This is a genomic window from Daejeonella sp. (genome assembly GCF_030684675.1).
In the GTDB taxonomy this organism is placed as follows: domain Bacteria; phylum Bacteroidota; class Bacteroidia; order Sphingobacteriales; family Sphingobacteriaceae; genus Daejeonella.
In genome coordinates this window covers 19016-36682 of the sequence record NZ_JAUXXZ010000061.1, presented here as the reverse complement: position 1 = coordinate 36682, position 17667 = coordinate 19016, and the positions used below count along the sequence as shown (strand labels likewise).

The 17667-nt window shown below is 39.4% G+C and carries 15 protein-coding genes and 1 tRNA gene; all 16 read left to right on the top strand.

All coding sequences use genetic code 11. The features are described from left to right. The first annotated feature begins 161 nt into the window (after positions 1-161). The 16 genes from Q8M41_RS13545 to Q8M41_RS13470 all read left to right on the top strand — a co-directional run bounded on the left by Q8M41_RS13545 (position 162) and on the right by Q8M41_RS13470 (position 17437). Positions 162-806, top strand: a complete 645-nt coding sequence (locus Q8M41_RS13545; protein WP_305365817.1) for a DUF3800 domain-containing protein — start codon at positions 162-164, stop codon at positions 804-806. Positions 807-1093: 287 nt separating this feature from the next. Then, complete coding sequence (gene lpxK, locus Q8M41_RS13540) at positions 1094-2149, top strand: tetraacyldisaccharide 4'-kinase (protein WP_305365816.1); 1056 nt, start codon at positions 1094-1096, stop codon at positions 2147-2149. After that, on the top strand, positions 2121-2936 hold the full coding sequence (locus Q8M41_RS13535; RefSeq protein WP_305365815.1) for a purine-nucleoside phosphorylase: 816 nt from the start codon (positions 2121-2123) through the stop codon (positions 2934-2936). The genes lpxK and Q8M41_RS13535 overlap by 29 nt, the downstream gene beginning before the upstream one ends. Beyond that, positions 2936-4942: a putative porin gene (locus Q8M41_RS13530; protein WP_305365814.1), complete on the top strand. Its 2007-nt coding sequence runs from the start codon at positions 2936-2938 to the stop codon at positions 4940-4942. Before Q8M41_RS13535 ends, Q8M41_RS13530 begins: the two co-directional genes overlap by 1 nt. A gap of 68 nt (positions 4943-5010) precedes the next feature. Then, positions 5011-7065, top strand: a complete 2055-nt coding sequence (locus tag Q8M41_RS13525) for a BatA and WFA domain-containing protein (protein WP_305365813.1) — start codon at positions 5011-5013, stop codon at positions 7063-7065. Continuing rightward, positions 7062-8327 carry a dihydroorotase gene (locus tag Q8M41_RS13520; protein WP_305365812.1) on the top strand — a complete coding sequence of 422 codons (1266 nt, stop codon included), beginning with the start codon at positions 7062-7064 and terminating at the stop codon, positions 8325-8327. Before Q8M41_RS13525 ends, Q8M41_RS13520 begins: the two co-directional genes overlap by 4 nt. Before the next feature lie 9 nt (positions 8328-8336). Continuing rightward, positions 8337-9011, top strand: a complete 675-nt coding sequence (locus Q8M41_RS13515; protein ID WP_305365811.1) for a hypothetical protein — start codon at positions 8337-8339, stop codon at positions 9009-9011. A gap of 21 nt (positions 9012-9032) precedes the next feature. Then, positions 9033-9608, top strand: coding sequence for a DUF4199 domain-containing protein (locus tag Q8M41_RS13510; protein WP_305365810.1), 576 nt, complete (start codon positions 9033-9035; stop codon positions 9606-9608). 117 nt (positions 9609-9725) lie between these two features. Beyond that, the gene (locus Q8M41_RS13505; protein WP_305365809.1) at positions 9726-10679 is read left to right on the top strand and encodes a glycosyltransferase family 2 protein; all 954 of its coding nucleotides are present in this window, start codon (positions 9726-9728) and stop codon (positions 10677-10679) included. 27 nt (positions 10680-10706) lie between these two features. Then, the gene (locus tag Q8M41_RS13500; protein WP_305365808.1) at positions 10707-11675 is read left to right on the top strand and encodes a glycosyltransferase family 2 protein; all 969 of its coding nucleotides are present in this window, start codon (positions 10707-10709) and stop codon (positions 11673-11675) included. 3 nt (positions 11676-11678) lie between these two features. Next, entirely contained in the window at positions 11679-12437 is a 759-nt protein-coding gene (locus tag Q8M41_RS13495; RefSeq protein ID WP_305365807.1) for a DUF975 family protein, read from the top strand. Further along, positions 12427-13929 (top strand): GH3 auxin-responsive promoter family protein, encoded by a 1503-nt coding sequence (locus Q8M41_RS13490; protein WP_305365806.1) that lies wholly within the window; start codon positions 12427-12429, stop codon positions 13927-13929. The genes Q8M41_RS13495 and Q8M41_RS13490 overlap by 11 nt, the downstream gene beginning before the upstream one ends. Before the next feature lie 71 nt (positions 13930-14000). After that, a complete protein-coding gene (locus tag Q8M41_RS13485; RefSeq protein ID WP_305365805.1) occupies positions 14001-15191 on the top strand; it encodes a 1-deoxy-D-xylulose-5-phosphate reductoisomerase in 1191 nt (396 codons plus the stop codon). 28 nt (positions 15192-15219) lie between these two features. Next, complete coding sequence (rseP, locus tag Q8M41_RS13480) at positions 15220-16548, top strand: RIP metalloprotease RseP (protein WP_305365804.1); 1329 nt, start codon at positions 15220-15222, stop codon at positions 16546-16548. 202 nt (positions 16549-16750) lie between these two features. After that, positions 16751-17278 (top strand): Fe-S protein assembly co-chaperone HscB, encoded by a 528-nt coding sequence (gene hscB / locus Q8M41_RS13475; RefSeq protein WP_305365803.1) that lies wholly within the window; start codon positions 16751-16753, stop codon positions 17276-17278. A 79-nt stretch (positions 17279-17357) separates the two neighbouring features. After that, a tRNA-Leu gene (locus Q8M41_RS13470) sits at positions 17358-17437 on the top strand. Positions 17438-17667 lie beyond the last annotated feature (230 nt).

Below are 17667 nucleotides of genomic sequence, written 5' to 3'. Positions count from 1 at the left end.
AAGGATTATTCCGTTGTGAAAACATTTAAGGCGGGGCAACTCGCCTTTTTTATGCACTAATGTTTTGTAAATTGATTTTCAGGATGAAATAAAATTTATTCTTAGGCAAAAGTGGCGTCATGGTTTAAGCAATCTTAATCCGGATTCCCAATTTTTCTTTTATGTGGGAATATCATTTCTTCAGAAGGATTGGAATTGGTTTTAATGAGATTAAACAGGCCTTGTGGAAAAGTGAGCATGTTGTTTTTCATTCTAGAGATATCAGGAAATGTGAAAAGGAATTTAAATATTTGTTTGATTTGGATCTTAAAGCCAGGTTTTATAAAATGCTGGATCATGTAATCAGCAATTCGGACTATAAAATAATAGCATCGGCTATTCAGAAGGAAAAATATATCAAATTATATGGAAGACTTTCTGATGATGTTTATGAAATCAGCTTATCATTTATTATAGAGCGGGCGATTTTTTATTTAGATGGCCTCAAAGAAGAAGATCTGTCACTGGAGATCATCATTGAAAAAAGAGGGTTTAAAGAGGATAAGAAACTGCAAGAGCATTTTCAAAGGATATTGTCAAGAGGAACAGGCTATTTACAGTCTGATAGATTGGGGAAATATCACTTGACTATTAGTTTTAAAGATAAAAAAGAAAATATTAATGGCTTGCAATTAGCAGATTTGATCGCTTATCCTATTGCAAGGCATATTCTGGAGCCAGATCGCATCAATCCCTCATTTGAAGTTTTTAAAGATAAATTTTACGGGAGATTAGGAAAGAGATACGGACTTAAAATTTTTCCTTAAAAAACAAAGCCGGTTTTACCCGGCTTCGTTCCGATTGGGGACACCCCGATCCAATGTTTTTGACCATACAAATATCAGATTATTTTTTTTTTAGCCGGAAAATTAATTTGGAGTTTTGTTGTGATTGAATCGTAATTAAGATCATTTCCTTAGCTAAACATTTAAGGCTGGTAAATACTTCCTTTATTCCAGGCACATTTTAAATCGTATTTTATTCTCCCGTCCCCCGTATAAATTCAAAACTCCAAGCTTACAATCAATTATGTATTTTTGCCCTAAGCTTAAGAATGAAACTACTCCGACTGTTATTATTTCCTTTCTCAATCCTTTATGGCCTCGGAGTGATACTCCGAAACCTTGCCTATGATTTTGGGATATTTAAGTCGCAGAAATTTGAAAGCTCTGTAATCTCTGTCGGGAATTTGTCAGTTGGAGGTTCCGGTAAAAGTCCGATGACCGAATACCTTGTCCGTTTTTTAAAGGATAAGTATAAAGTTGCAACATTAAGCAGGGGCTATGGCCGTAAAACATCAGGATTTCTATATGTTGATACAAATTCTCTAAGTTCAGAATCAGGTGATGAACCGCTTCAGTTTAAACGTAAGTTCAGGGATATTACAGTGGCTGTGTGTGAGAACAGGGTGACTGGAATCACTGAACTTGAAAAAAATCATGAACTGGTCATCCTCGACGATGCTTTTCAGCATCGTGCAGTGAAGCCTGGATTAAGTATTTTGCTTTTTGAGTACAGTACTTTGCTTAAACAACAATGGCTTCTTCCCACTGGCGACCTCAGGGAGCCTCTATGGGCGATCAACCGTGCCGATATCGTGGTTATATCCAAGTGCCCGGAAAAGATGAACTCCGAGCAACAAAATGTGATACATAGTAAATTTCGTACTGATACGTTGTTTTTTTCTTTTCTTAAGTATGGGAATTTAAAATCATTCAATGAAGATACTCCCGGGCGGAGTCTTAATTCGATAAATGAAAAAAGTAAGGTCATTTTATTAACGGGTATTGCCAATGCAGCTCCATTGTTTGCAGAGCTGGCATCCTATGGCCCTGAACTGATCCACCATCAATATCCTGATCATCATCAGTTCAGCGAAAAAAATATCGCTAAACTTGTAAATGCATTCAACGAGCTTAGCGGGGATGACAATTTGATCATCACTACTGAAAAAGATGCTCAGCGATTAAGAATTGCGGGCATCAGAGAGCAATTAAAAGACTTAGCTCTTTATTACCTGCCGGTTGAAGCAGCGTTTAAAGAGCCGGAAAAGACGAGATTTAATAATTTAATAGAAGAATATGCATCAAAATCTGCAGGCAACAACTGATTACATCAAAAAAAAGATAGGTGATTTTGAGCCCGAGATCGGAATTATTTTAGGAACAGGTTTAGGAGGATTGGTAGAGGATATTGAAATTCTTCATAATTTAATGTATTCCAATATTCCGAATTTTCCGATTTCAACCCTGGAATTTCATTCCGGGAAGTTGATTTTTGGGATGCTAAGTGGAAAAAGGGTTGTTGCTATGCAAGGCCGGCTTCATTGTTATGAGGGTTATGATATGAAGCAAATTACTTTTCCTGTCCGTGTGATGAAAATGCTTGGGATTCAAAAATTGTTTGTTTCAAATGCAAGTGGTGCCCTGAATCCGGAATATCGCAAAGGCGATCTGATGATCATTCATGACCATATCAATATGCAGAGTGATAACCCGCTTCGTGGAAGGAACACTGAAAGTCTGGGTCCCCGTTTTCCGGATATGAGTGAACCTTACGACAGGGCAATGATCGAAAAGGGCATGGAAATTGCCCTTAAAAATAATATTCGGTGCCATTCAGGAGTTTATGTTTCTGTAAATGGCCCGAATCTTGAAACAAGGGCTGAATACCGTTTTTTACGTTTGATCGGAGCTGATTCGGTCGGCATGAGTACGGTGCCTGAAGTTATTGTTGCCAATCATATGGCTCTCCCTGTTTTTGCTATTTCAGTACTAACAGATGAGGGCTTTCCAGATACACTGAAAGTAGTATCATTAGAAGAGATCATAAAAACTGCAGAGGAAGCTGAACCCAAAATGACTAAAATATTAAAAGACCTCATTCTGGAACTTTAATGATCAAACGCTTAGCCTTAGGATTATTTTTAGTACTGTATCTGTTTGTTCCGGAGGCATTTGCTCAAAGAACAATCAGGGCAGAGGGGAGTGTGGGCTCTTCAGGCCGTATGGGCCAGACCGGTGAACGGGACACTTCTCTTAATAAAACCAGTGATGCGGATTCTATTTATTATTATGCCAGACATATCCGTTATACCAATATTAATTTACTAAAGGAAGGTACCCAGACAAGGGGAATTGATACAACCGTACATAATTTTCAGAATTATAGTCCATTGTATCAGCCTAAAAGGCCTACTATCGGACTTGGAAATGCTGGAATCGCTTATCGTGAAATGCTTTTTAGCCCGTCAAAAACAATTGGTTTCGATGCAGGATTTCATAGTCTTGACCTCTATCGCCTGATACAGGATTCAATTAAATTCTATCGGGCCAAATCGCCCTATACTGAGTTATATTATGTCAATGGAAAAATACACGAACAGACGTTTAAAGTAACTCACTCGCAGAATATAAAACCCAATTTGAATATTGGGGCGCACTATAACCGCCTGACCGGCGATGGTTTTTATGTGAATCAGAAGGCTGATCATTTGAATGCAGCACTATTTGCCTGGTATGAATCACCCAAGAAACGCTATAATATCCTGGGCGATGTTATTTTCAATACTTTAAAAGCAGGTGAAAACGGATCCACAAGGAACGACACTATTTTTAAGGCCAGTTCCCTTGATAAAAAAGCTGAGCCTGTTTATTTGAAAGCCACAGGGGCCGATCGCCCTATGCAGACCTGGCGACAGACTCAATTCTTCCTGAAGCAGCTTTATTATATTGGCAGAATGGATAGTCTTCAGGGGCCCGATTCTTCTGAACGGATTTTACCTACACAGCGCGTTTCGCATACCCTAACTTATACCCGTGATCAGTATAAGTTTTTCAGGAATGAAGAGGATGTATATGGAGCTTTTCCTATACTTCCTTCTCAATCGTTTACATTGACCAACGATTCAACCAAATTATCGAATCTTAGAAATGAGTTTACTTATAGTTTTTACCTGAGGGGGAAGGCATTGAGTTTTATAAAGAATGAACTTAAGCTCGATCTGGGTATTCAAAATGAGTTATATCATTATGAACAGTTGGCTTATGAAACGAATTTCTCGAATACAATGCTCAAAGCAGGTCTCGGATATCGTTTCAGTGATAAGGTAAATATTGATGCAGATCTGAATCAGATAGTACAGGGAAAGAATGCAGGGGACTTTTTCTATGAAGCTAATACCAGCTTCTTATTGAGCAAATCGATTGGCAGGATTGTACTTGGAGCATACGTTCAAAATAAATCTCCTGAACAGATGTATGAGCGTGTCGATTATCAATACCATAGCTGGAATAGAAACTTTGATAAGTCAAAGATCAGCAACCTCTCCTTTCTGTACCAGAATCTGAAATATAAACTGGCGGCAAAAGCTGAATATTTTCTTGTCAGTAATTATCTCTATTTTAAAGAAACTGCAAGTGCAAAACAGATTACACCAGACCAATTTGGCACCAATATCAATCTGCTGAAGCTTAGCCTGTCAAAGGATTTTAAGTTCGGAAAGTTTAACCTTGATAATCATATAGTGTATCAAAAGACTGATTTTCAATATATTATCCGGACTCCTGAAATATATACCTATAACAGTTTCTATTATGCGAGCAGGCTCTTTAAGGTGCTTTACACCAATGTTGGCTTCGACCTTCGCTTTAATACCCCGTTCAAAGCCCCGGCCTATGCAATCAATATTAGCCAATTTTACAATGACAATACTCCCCTTGAATATTCTACTTATCCGGTAATGGATGTTTGGGTAAGGGCAACTTTAAAGCGGGCAAATCTGTTTCTGAAATACGATTACGTCAATCAGGGATGGCTCTCCAAAGGATATTACACAGTCAGATCTTACCCGATGCAGGATAAAGTGTTAAAGTTTGGAGTGAGCTGGAAATTCTATAATTAGTTGACAGTTGTCAACTAAATCTTAAATCCCTTTCACAGCAGATTAATTATAGTTAATTTTGGTTCTTAATGAGATTCCTGTCGCCCGGATTTTTATTTGCCCTACTGACAATCGCCATACCTGTCATTATCCATCTTTTTAATTTCCGGAAGTTCAAGAAAGTTTATTTCAGCAATGTTCGTTTTTTAAAGAATGTGCAGATTCAGACGTCTTCACGTCAGCATCTAAAAGACAGATTGATTCTGGCCACAAGGATTCTTGGTATAAGTTTTCTGGTTTTCGCATTCGCACGCCCATACATCCCGATGGCAGATCAGCAAAATGCGTTTCAGCAAGAGGTTTTGAGCATTTATATTGACAATTCCTACAGTATGGAAGCCGTGAATAAAGAAGGAACCCTGCTGGATGAGGCGAAAAGAAGAGCCCGGGAGATCGCATCAGCCTATACTCTAAACGATAAATTCCAGCTCCTCAGCAATGATTTTGGAGGTAAATACCAGAGGCTGCTGAGTTTCGAAGAGTTTCAGACGGCTGTTGATGAAGTGAGTATTAGTTCGGCTAATCGGAAACTGGATCAGATAATCAGCAGGCAAAAAGATGTTTTTCTGAAAGAGCCAAACTCCCGAAAAACAATATACCTCATTTCTGATTTTCAGAAAAATATGCTTTCGGCAACCACTATTCCTGCTGATAGTACCGTAAAAACACGTCTTATCAGGTTAAATTCAAATTCCCAACCAAATATTTCGATTGATTCAGTATGGTTTAGCACTGCTATTCATAAACCGGGTGATTCTGAGAAACTGATGGTCCGTCTTCAAAATAATTCAGATGAAGAGGCCATAAATATTCCGGTAAAATTGCAGGTCAATAAGGTTCAAAAATCCATCGCCAGCATGACTATTAAACCCCGCAGCACTAAGACAGATACCCTGACTTTCAGTGGATTGCAATCGGGCTGGCAGGAAGCTGAATTAGAAATCACTGATTTCCCCGTAGTTTTTGATGATAAGTTCTTTTTTAGCTTTAATGTTCAACCATCTCTTTCAGTACTGATAATTAACGGCAGTAAAGAAAATGAGTATTTGAACTCGGTGTACCGCTCTGATCCATTTTTTAAAGTGCTGAATGTTGCTGCAGGTAATATTAATTATTCAGGATTGGCAGAATATCCATTGATTATACTTAACGAAGTTGCTGCAATCAGTGATGGATTGGGCCAGCAATTGAACAACTATACTCGGAATGGAGGAAGCCTGATTGTATTCCCTGATCTGGAAAACGATCAGTCCGCTTTGAAGAAATTTCTTAGTTCGGCAGGTACAGATGTCCCGGTTGAGGTTTTGAATACCGAAAATAAGGTTTCATTAATCAATCTTGAGCATCCTGTATTCCAGGGTGTTTTCGAGAATGTCCCTAAGCAAATTGACCTGCCTGTTGCGAAGAAATACATTCAATACAGTTCACAGAATACTACAAACCGGCAAATTTTACTAGAAATGCCAGGTAAAGTCTCATTCTTTAGTGAATACAGGCTTGGTTCAGGAAAAATATATCTGTCGGCAGTACCTTTGAGTTCAGAAACGAGTAATTTTGCCAGACATTCAGTTTTTGTGCCTATCATGTACCAGACGGCTCTTTTATCTCTGCGTAACCAGGACTTGTTTTATAAATTGAACAGGGAGCAGCAAATTGAATTACCAAAAATATCCTTAAACTCAAATCAAACTCTTAAATTGAAGAATGAGAAGTTTGAGGCAATACCTGATTTGAGGCAAAATGAGAATTTTTCACAACTATACATTGCTGATCAGATCAAACAAGCAGGAAATTATCAGTTATTGAAAAACGATAGTCTGATAGCAGTATTTTCTTTTAATGAAGCCGGTTCTGAATCAGATATGAGCTATGCAAGTGATGAACAGATAAAAGAATTGTTTCCTAAGCAGAAAGTTGAAATTTTGAATACAGATCCGGGTTCTTTGACGAATGCTGTAAAATCTATTAATCAGGGAACTTCTTTATGGAAAGTTTGTCTGATATTGGCCTTAGTTTTTTTTGCTGCTGAGATTTTGCTCATCCGCTTTTACAAAAAGACTCAAATTAAACCGTTAAACAATTGAAGAATTTATTAATTCAGTCTGCAAAAATTTTAGATCATCGAAGTCCTTTTAATGGAAAGATTGCTGATGTTTTGATCCGTGATGGAAAGATTTCTGAAATAGGGAAGAACATCAGTTTTTCGGACAAAAGCACTATTATTATCTCTGCAAAAGGGCAGGTACTATCGCCCGGCTTTTTTGATCTCAATGCGAATTTTGGGGAGCCCGGTCTCGAAACCAAGGAAGATATGGGAACTGGATGTATGACAGCAGCAGCAGGAGGCTTTACAGGTCTTGCTCTGATGCCAAACACGCAGCCTCCGATTCATTCAAAGGCAGAGGTTTCTTACCTGATCAGTAAATCCAAAAATAATCTGGTGGATATTTATCCCCTGGGATGTATAAGCCATAACAGGGAAGGTAAGGAACTTGCAGAAATGTATGATATGCAACAATCCGGTGCCATTGCTTTTACAGATGGTAACAGACCTGTGTCAAATGCGGGTTTAATGAGCAGGGCTTTATTGTATACCAAATCATTTAACGGACTTATTTTCGCATACGCTGAGGATCAGGATATCGCTGGCAAGGCGAAAATGAACGAAGGGCTGATGAGTACCTATCTGGGTATGAAAGGAAATCCATCCCTTGCCGAGGAGTTGATGATCTCCCGTGACCTTTATCTTGCAGAATACAATGATTCCCGGATACATTTCAGTACGATCAGTTCTGCAAAGAGTGTGGATCTGATCAGAAAAGCTAAGAAAGCGGGAATTAAAGTAAGCTGTGATGTTGCGGTTCACCATTTGATATTTACCGAGGATGATCTTGAAGGATTTGACAGCAATTTTAAGGTAAAACCACCGCTGCGGACTAAGAAAGATCAGAAAGCTCTCATAGCAGGTCTAAAAGATGGAACCATTGATGCGATAGTTTCTCAGCATTGTCCTCATGAAATAGAATTTAAAAATGTGGAATTCGAAATTGCATCTTATGGTATCACCGGTTTACAAACCGCATTACCTGTTGCACTGAAAGCCGGTTTAAGTTTGGAGACAATTATCGAAAAAATGGCAATTGCCCCAAGAAATATTCTCGGAATTTCAATTCCTGAATTGAAAACCGGAAATTCTGCTAACTTTATTCTGTTTAATCCGGAAGAAGAGTGGGAGTTGAATGAGGAGAGTAACAGATCCAAATCATCGAATTCACCTTTTTACGGACAAATATTGAAAGGGAAAGTGAAGCTTGTATACAATAATGGCCAGTACATTATATTTTAATCGAAAATTATGAATACAAGTATAGATCAGGCAATGAATGCGGCTTTGACGCAGTTTGCTTCAGTAAATAAGCAGGATTGTAAGTCATTTTCCAAGGCTTTGACAGGTGTTTTTAATCTGGAAAAACCATATCTCGAAAAAGTGGATGCGCTGGATAGTGTTTTTGATGATCAACCCGTTTTTGAACCACTACGTGAATTATTCTTTGATTTGTTACTGATCAACTTTCTAAACGAAGATGTTCGTAAACTGGAGGAGGACTATCTCGATTCACCCGAATGGGAGAAAATAGAAGAGAGTACGATTGATCGTGGGACCGAGCTTCTGAATCTCTTGCTTTATTTACAGGAATGTCAGGATGAAGCGATTGAGCCGGAACTGAGTGATTTTCTTCGTGAGTTTTTGCTTGTAGATGAAGATGAGTTTCAGGATGAACATCGTATTTATGAAGAAGTTATCGCTAACCAAATTCTGGTTGAAAGTGATCTGAAAGAACTGGCTCGGGTAACTGCCGAAATACCTGATGATTCTGATTTAAAGGAATTGTTTTACCCGATGATTGGCTTTTTCAGGGATTCTGACCCTTCAGAACATGATTTCAATGATTTTGTAAGCCACAGTGCAAATCCGGACTTTGATTCTGCAGTATATTCTCTTTTAATTTCATATAACTCTCAAAACTAAACTAAACCAAACTAAAAAAAAATGGAATTGTCATTAGAAAACTTAAACAAAGCCGCAAGCACTAATGGGGTGATTATCGGCATTTTATCTACAGTGATCGGTGTGGTTACTTATTATGTATTCCCCTCGCTGCTTGGCTCAATGTCATTCGGAATCGGAACACTGGTTGTCTCCCTGCTGATCTATATCTTTTTTACCCTTGACCTGAGAAAGAAGATCGGTGGATTCTGGACTTTCAAAGAAGCTTTAAAAGGAATTTTTCTGATGTCCTTTATTGCAGGATTGATCTACTCATTAGCGAACGTTGTTTTTTATAAATTCGTAGAGCCAGGTGCCTTTGAAAAGATTGCAGGATTTATGGAATCAGGTATGTCTCAGACCTTCGAAAATATGGGTATGGAACAGGAGAAGATTGATGAGGCAGTGGCTAAGCAGATCGAAGGAGTTAAAGCTCAATACGATCCAACATTTGCACAGTTTTTTAAGAATCTGGGAATTGCAGTAATCATCCAGTTTGTAATGTCTCTTATTTTTGCAGCGATATTTAAGAAAGAAACTCCGGTATTCGCTTCAACCAGTGAGGAAGAAGAGGAATAGTCTTTCAAAATAATCTGACGTGCAGGTTTTATCAATATTATTGATGAAATTTGCACGTTTTTAATTGTTAAACAATCGGGATTCTATTATCTCATATCTCACATCTCATATCTAAAAATGGATATATCCGTAGTTGTTCCTTTATTCAATGAGGCAGAATCTCTGCCCGAACTTCTCAATTGGATCAACAGGGTGATGACTGAGCATGGATTTAGCCATGAAGTGATATTGGTTGATGATGGAAGTAATGACGAATCATGGGAGGTAATTGAGAAATTAAAGCAGGAATTTCCGGCAATTGTAGGAATCAAATTCCGTCGCAATTATGGCAAATCAGCAGCTTTGAATGTAGGTTTTGAAGCCTGCCAGGGTAATGTGGTCATTACAATGGATGCCGATCTTCAGGATAGTCCGGATGAAATACCTGAACTTTACAGAAGAATTGTTGAAGAGAAATTTGATCTTGTATCAGGTTGGAAACAAAAGCGTCATGACCCGCTTTCAAAAACTATTCCTACAAAATTGTTTAATCTGGTTACCCGCCGCATGTCGGGCATACATAATCTTCACGACTTTAATTGCGGTTTGAAAGCCTATCGTAAAGAGGTTGTCAAAAGTATAGAAGTTTACGGTGAAATGCACCGTTATATTCCTGTGATCGCCAAATGGGCAGGTTTTAAGAAAATAGGCGAGCAGGTTGTAGAGCACCGTGCACGTAAATACGGCTACACCAAATTTGGGTTCAGTCGCTTTATCAATGGTTTCTTAGATCTGTTATCCATATTTTTTGTCGGTAAGTTCGCCAAAAGGCCAATGCACTTCTTTGGTACCATGGGTGCCTTGAGTTTTCTGGCCGGTACCATCATTGCCTTATGGATCATCATTGAGAAGCTGTATCACATCAGCATGCATATCAAATACTCTCGTGAAATTGTTGACCAACCGCTTTTTTACATTGCGCTGGTAGCTATAGTTGTTGGTTTCCAGCTCTTCCTTACCGGTTTTATAGCAGAGCTTGTTTCGAGGAATTCCCCTGAACGCAACAGCTATCAGATTGAGAAGACTGTTTGATTATTTATCCTCTAGACTCTAATCAAAATGTTTTTTTCAATCATCATTCCACTTTATAACCGGCCTCAGGAGATTGATGAATTGCTGCATACATTAATAAAGCAAAGCTACCTTCAGTTTGAGGTTCTGATTATTGAAGACGGATCGAAAATTGACGCAAAGGAAATAGTTAACTCATACACGGATCGGCTGGACATCAGCTATTATTTTAAAGAAAATGCCGGGCAGGGCTTTGCCCGTAATTACGGCTTTGAACGTGCAAAGGGAGATTACTTTGTAGTATTTGACTCAGATTGCCTGATACCAGCAAATTACCTTGAAACGGTTAAAAATTACCTGCTGGAGCATCAGCTGGATGCTTATGGCGGTCCGGATGGTGCACACCCATCGTTTACCCCTGTTCAAAAGGCCATCAGTTATTCTATGACTTCACCATTCACTACCGGTGGTATCAGAGGTAACAAAAAGCATATCGGGACTTTTCATCCGAGAAGCTTCAATATGGGTATCTCACGTGAAGTATGGGAAAAGACAGGAGGGTTTATTCTGACCCGTTTGGGTGAGGATATTGAGTTCAGTATCCGTATTCATTCTTTAGGCTTTAAGATCGGACTGATTCCTGAAGCAGTGGTTTATCATAAACGACGTACTGATCTTTTTCAATTTTATAAACAATTGCATTTCTTTGGCAGAGCCAGGATTAACATTTATAAACACTTTCCTTCAGAATTGAAGATGGTCCATTTTTTTCCAGCTTTTTTTACTATATTTTTGTTGCTGAGTTTATTTTTAAACCTTTTTGGCAGCGCATTAGCTGAATTATGTAATACCTTGCTGGCTGTTTATATTTTGTTGATATTTTTCCATTCCTGGAAGGTAAACAAATCATCAAAAGTTGCATTTTTGAGTATTGCTGCTTCATTTGTGCAGTTAACAGCGTATGGACTCGGGTTTATGCAGGATTTTTGGAAGAGAATTATTTTAAGAAAACAATAATATATGGACAAATCATTGTCGGTGAATGAGATATTGGCAGATGCCTGGGAACTGGCCAAAAGAAATATCTGGGTTTTGCTTGGCTTCACTGCTGTACAGTTTGCTTTTATTCTGATCATTACCACTATACTTACAAGTGTGTTTGGAGGTGCCAGCGGGGCAGGTGTATTGATTCAGAATATTATTCTGAGTCTGTTCGATGCCTTTTTTACCGTAGCTTTTTATCAGGTATTCTTTAAACTTATTGATGAGGATACTGATCCTGAATTCCCTGATTTTATTCCCAATCTGGTAAAAGCTATAAATTTTCTGATTGTCAAGCTCATAATCGGTTTGGTACTGGTGTTTATCATCGCTGTAATAAGCTCGGTTTACTTCTATAATAAGCAGGATATTGATACCAGTAACCCGTTTAGCTGGGATCTATTGCCTGTTTTTGCACTTATTGCTATTCCGCTGGTATTTCTGACAATCAGACTATGTTTTGTGGTTTGCTTTATCGTTGACCAGGAATCGGGTGCTTCAGAATCAATCAGTCAGAGCTGGGCAATTACCAAAGGGCATTTTTGGTTTATAACGCTTCTTTTCCTGGTTATGCTTGGTTTAAACGTCCTTGGGGCAATGGCATTATTTATAGGATTGTTATTTACTGTTCCATTTTCCAGCTTAATTCTGATTATTGCCTATCGCCACTTGGTAAACACCTATACCGAAGAAGAAGAGATTCTGCTGGATGATACGGAGGATAAGTATGGGAATTAAATCCTGGTTGGCTAAGCCTCTTGCAGCATTTGCCGTAAGGCAGATCAATAAATGGAAGAATAATCCCATTGCTGCACAGGAGCGTACATTTGAGCGCCTCATCAGAAGAGCCAGTGCAACTGCCTTTGGTAAGGACCATGATTTTGTTTCAATTAAAACATACGATGATTTTAAAAAGCGTGTTCCCGTTGCTGATTACGAAGATCTGAAGTCTTACATTGACAGGGTTGTTCAGGGGGAATCGGATGTGATGTGGCCGGGAAAGCCGATTTATCTTGCTAAAACATCAGGTACAACTTCCGGGGTTAAGTATATCCCGATCTCTAAAGAATCAATGCCCGAACACCTGAATGGGGCTCGCAACGCATTGTTCTCTTATATCCATGAAACCGGAAAATCTGAGTTTATCGATGGCAAAATAATTTTTTTACAGGGGAGTCCGGTTCTTGAACGAAAGAACGGGATTAATTTCGGACGCTTGTCGGGTATCGTGGCTAACCATGTTCCTGCTTACCTTCAAAAGAACCGTTTGCCATCATACAAAACCAATTGTATCGAAGATTGGGAAGAAAAGGTTGATGCAATTGTAGATGAAACCCTTTCTGAGGATATGCGTTTGATCTCCGGAATTCCACCCTGGGTTCAGATGTATTTCGACCGGCTTAGAGCCCGTACAGATGGAAGGAAAATAGGTGATATTTTCAAGAATTTCTCACTTTTTGTTTATGGAGGAGTGAATTTTGAACCTTACCGTGCCCGCCTGGAAGAAAGTATCGGGCGGAGGGTCGATTCAATTGAGACCTATCCGGCATCAGAGGGCTTCATTGCATTTCAGGATTCACAACAGGAAAAAGGCTTACTTTTATTAGTAGACTCAGGTATTTTTTATGAATTCATCCCATCTGATGAATACTATAATGAAAACCCATGCCGGATATCCCTTGAGGATGTGGAACTGGACAAAAATTATGCAATTATTTTAAATACCAATGCAGGACTCTGGGGCTATAGCATTGGAGATACCGTTAAGTTTGTTTTCAAAAACCCATATCGGATTCTGGTCAGTGGTAGAATCAAGCATTTTATTTCAGCTTTTGGCGAACACGTAATTTGCGAAGAGGTAGAACATGCAATTTTATCGGTAGCAGGTGAGGAGGGGCTTGAAATCACTGAATTTACGGTCGCCCCGCAAGTTAGTCCTGAAGATGGCTCTTTACCTTACCACGAATGGTATGTTGAGTTTGCAAAAGCTCCTGAAGATATACATAGTTTCAGCCTCAAAGTAGACCTCGCCTTACAGAAGAAAAATTCGTATTATTTTGATTTGGTAGAAGGAAAAGTGTTGCGTCCACTGGTTATGCATAAGCTTGAAAAAGATGCCTTTAGGAACTATATGAAATCTAAGGGTAAGCTTGGCGGGCAGAATAAAGTGCCGCGTTTGTCAAATGACAGGCATATTGCAAATGAATTGAATGAATGGATACGCAGATAGATCAGGAATCTCAAAAAAATTAATAAGTTTAGGCAATTTCAGTTTTGAATTAATAAATCGGGTTCGGTTTGATGGGAAAAAGTTTTAATAATGGTTTTGCTTTAAAGAATATCGCTATTCTGGGTTCAACAGGTAGTATTGGTACTCAGGCGCTTGAAGTTATCCGGCAAAATCCGGATCGTTTCCGTGCCTTTGTGTTGACGGCAAACAGCAATGCCGGACTTTTAATAAAGCAGGCTCTGGAATTCAATCCGGAATATGTTGTTATTACTGAACAATCAAAACTGGATGAAGTAAAAAGGGCATTAAGAAATACGAAAATCAAGGTTTTATGCGGGCAAGATGAGCTCTGCGCGACTTTGGAACTACCAGAAATTTCTCTGGTGCTAACCGCTATGGTTGGGTTTGCAGGTCTGATCCCAACTCTGGCTGCAATCAGAGCAGGTAAGGACATCGCTCTTGCAAATAAAGAAACGCTTGTGGTAGCAGGGGATCTGGTTACCAGTCTGGCAAAAGAGCATGGGGTTAAAATATTGCCGGTTGACTCCGAACATTCGGCTATCTTTCAATGCCTGGCAGGAGAAGAACAAAATCCGATTGAGAAAATTTACCTGACAGCTTCCGGTGGTCCATTCAGAGGGAAGGACAAGAGTTATCTGGCAAGCATTACACGTAAAGAGGCTCTTAAGCATCCCAACTGGGTAATGGGTGAGAAGATCACGATTGATTCGGCAAGCTTAATGAACAAGGGTTTGGAAGTGATTGAAGCAAAATGGCTTTTTGATCTGGATGTTTCACAAATTGACGTCATTGTTCATCCGCAGTCAATAGTTCATTCCCTGGTTCAGTTCAGGGATGGTTCAATGAAAGCCCAAATGGGTTTGCCCGATATGAAATTGCCTATTCAATATGCAATGGCCTATCCCGAAAGGATAGAAAATACGTTCCCGAGATTCAATTTCACTGATTTCCCGAATTTGAGCTTTGAACAGGCTGACAAAACGACGTTCAGGAACCTTGCTCTTGCATTTGATGCTTTAAATTCTGGTGGTAATATGCCATGTGTGATCAATGCAGCCAATGAAGTAGTTGTGGCAGAATTTTTGAAAGATAGAATTGGATTTTTGAAGATGAGCGATATCATCGAACAATGTATGTCTGAAATTACGTTTATAACAGATCCCTCACTTGACGATTATATCGAATCAGACAGGATTACACGGATTTTAGCACAGGAATTAGTAACAAATAGTAAATCATAGAGTTTAAATATAAAATAAGAGAAAAGGCATGGATGGATTAGTAATGACAGGTCAACTGTTATTGGGATTATCAATTTTAATCATATTACACGAAGCAGGACACTTTTTTGCTGCAAGGGCATTCGGAATCAGGGTAGAGAAATTTTATCTGTTCTTTGATGCCTGGGGCTTCAAATTGTTCAGCTTTAACTATAAAGGGTGTGAATACGGTATAGGATGGCTGCCATTGGGTGGTTATGTAAAGATTTCAGGAATGATCGATGAGTCGATGGATACCGATCAGCTTGCCGGTCCGCCACAACCCTGGGAATTCCGCTCTAAACCGGCCTGGCAACGACTTATTGTCATGTTGGGTGGAGTTACCGTGAATATTGTACTGGGTATCTTCATTTTCTGGATGCTTACGCTGAAGAATGGAGAGACTTTTATTCCGAATGATAAACTACCTGATGGCATTGCGCCCGGGATTATAGGGCGGGAGATTGGCCTGCAGGCAGGTGATCGCATTACAGCAGTGAATGGTACTCCCGTTAAACGCTTTGAAGAATTAACCAGTTCTAAGGTATTGTTAGGTAATACTGAACTCACTGTGCAGAGAAATGGTCAAACTATTCCTGTGCAGGTACCGGGAGATGTGCTCGAAATGGTTTCAGATCTGGGAATCGGGCAGTTTGTTGAGCCAAGGGTCAGGATGTCGGGCGTGGTACAGATCGCTGCTGGAGGGAATGCCGAGAAAGCAGGTCTGAAGGTTGGCGATAGTATTTTAGCAGTCAATGCAAAGCCGGTAACCTTCTACGATGAATTTAAAACTGAGGTACAATCGGTTAAAAATAAAACAGTTTCAATTTCGGTTATTCGCGATCAGCAAGCCATCGAAATTCCAACTCAGGTTTCTGAAGATGGTACGATAGGTATTTATATATCACAATATCACAATATTCCGCTGGAGAGTGTAAACTATGGTTTCCTGGCAGCATTGCCTGTAGGAGCTGCCAAAGCATGGGGTTCTTTCATGGATAATGCCAAGGGGCTTGGTAAAGTCGCCTCCGGACAAGTGAAAGCGAACAAAGCCTTCACCGGACCCATTGGTATTGCGACCATGTTTGGGGGAACTGTGGACTGGGTGAAATTCTGGAGTCTTGTAGGATTATTATCGATGGCATTGGCATTAATGAACTTATTGCCTATACCTGCACTGGACGGTGGTCATGCAATTTTCCTGCTGATAGAAATGGTGAAAGGTAAACCACTTGGCGATAAATTTATGGAACGTGCTCAAATGGTAGGCTTCGTGATATTAATTACGTTGATGGTGTTTGTTTTCGGGAACGATATAGTTAAACACATTATTAACTGAGAGTTGAGAGTTGAGAATTGAATTGCTTATTAACTATTACTATTTTTTTTAAATGAATATGGATGTCATCCCGACGCAGGAGGGAACTTAGCAAATCTTAATGAAGAATTTAATGTCGAGACCCGATAGTCGTCAGGTTGAGCACTGCACCCAATCCTGAAATCCATTAATCCTAAAATCCATTAATCCTAAAATCCTATTCGTGAATTATTTCGAGTTATACGATCTCCCCCTTAGTTTTCAGATTGACAACACATTAGTCAAGAAGAAATTCTATGAGTTGAGTAAGCGCTATCATCCCGACTTTTATGTGAATGAAAGTGATGAAAAGCAGGCTGAGATTCTGGAGCTGTCTACTCTGAATAATAAGGCTTATCAGGTTTTATCAGATCCCCTGAAGCGCATTGAGTATGTTCTCTCCTTGAATAAGATGCTTGCTGATGGTGATAAGTATGTTTTACCACAGGATTTCTTAATGGATATGATGGATGTGAACGAGACTTTGATGGAAATGGAATTCGATCATGATGAACTGAAACTGGCAGAGCTGAGCGGGCAGATTGATGTGATGGAAATGGCTTTGTTTGATGAGTTGAAATCTGCTACGGATGAGTTCGATGCCAAAGCAGGGAAGGATGCTGAAAGTATCCTGCTGAGGATCAAGGATATCTGGTATCGACAGAAATACCTCTTGCGCATTAGGGAAAGTCTGAACAAATTCAGAGTCTGAATCCTGTAAATTATTAAAATTTTATTTATGTTTGCATCCCGCAACGTAGAGCGAATTTTTGTTAAACGTAATACAAAATGCCCAGCTGGCGGAACTGGTAGACGCGTCGGTCTCAAACACCGATAGGAAACTGTGCCGGTTCGATTCCGGCGCTGGGTACAATCAAAGCTCTCATTTTTTTGGGAGCTTTTTTGTTTTTGGAAGTGCCGGTTCGTCCCTATGGCTATCGGAGCCGGCACTGGGTACAAATCACGCAAGGCCCAAGGAAGCTGTGGATAGCCTTGCGCTTTTCGTATAGAGCAGTCCAATTTGAAACTCCTTCCTTGATCTTTTTTTGAAATAAGAAGAAAATAGCATTATCTTTGTACCAGATTGGTACATAAGTTCAA

Coding starts and splice junctions, on each gene's coding strand:
- lpxK (WP_305365816.1), top strand. CDS start 1,094: ATGAAACTACTCCGACTGTTATTATTTCCTTTCTCAATCCTTTATGGC.
- rseP (WP_305365804.1), top strand. CDS start 15,220: ATGGATGGATTAGTAATGACAGGTCAACTGTTATTGGGATTATCAATT.
- Q8M41_RS13495 (WP_305365807.1), top strand. CDS start 11,679: ATGGACAAATCATTGTCGGTGAATGAGATATTGGCAGATGCCTGGGAA.
- Q8M41_RS13500 (WP_305365808.1), top strand. CDS start 10,707: ATGTTTTTTTCAATCATCATTCCACTTTATAACCGGCCTCAGGAGATT.
- Q8M41_RS13545 (WP_305365817.1), top strand. CDS start 162: ATGTGGGAATATCATTTCTTCAGAAGGATTGGAATTGGTTTTAATGAG.
- Q8M41_RS13505 (WP_305365809.1), top strand. CDS start 9,726: ATGGATATATCCGTAGTTGTTCCTTTATTCAATGAGGCAGAATCTCTG.
- Q8M41_RS13485 (WP_305365805.1), top strand. CDS start 14,001: ATGGGAAAAAGTTTTAATAATGGTTTTGCTTTAAAGAATATCGCTATT.
- Q8M41_RS13535 (WP_305365815.1), top strand. CDS start 2,121: ATGCATCAAAATCTGCAGGCAACAACTGATTACATCAAAAAAAAGATA.
- Q8M41_RS13510 (WP_305365810.1), top strand. CDS start 9,033: ATGGAATTGTCATTAGAAAACTTAAACAAAGCCGCAAGCACTAATGGG.
- Q8M41_RS13515 (WP_305365811.1), top strand. CDS start 8,337: ATGAATACAAGTATAGATCAGGCAATGAATGCGGCTTTGACGCAGTTT.
- Q8M41_RS13530 (WP_305365814.1), top strand. CDS start 2,936: ATGATCAAACGCTTAGCCTTAGGATTATTTTTAGTACTGTATCTGTTT.
- Q8M41_RS13490 (WP_305365806.1), top strand. CDS start 12,427: ATGGGAATTAAATCCTGGTTGGCTAAGCCTCTTGCAGCATTTGCCGTA.
- Q8M41_RS13525 (WP_305365813.1), top strand. CDS start 5,011: ATGAGATTCCTGTCGCCCGGATTTTTATTTGCCCTACTGACAATCGCC.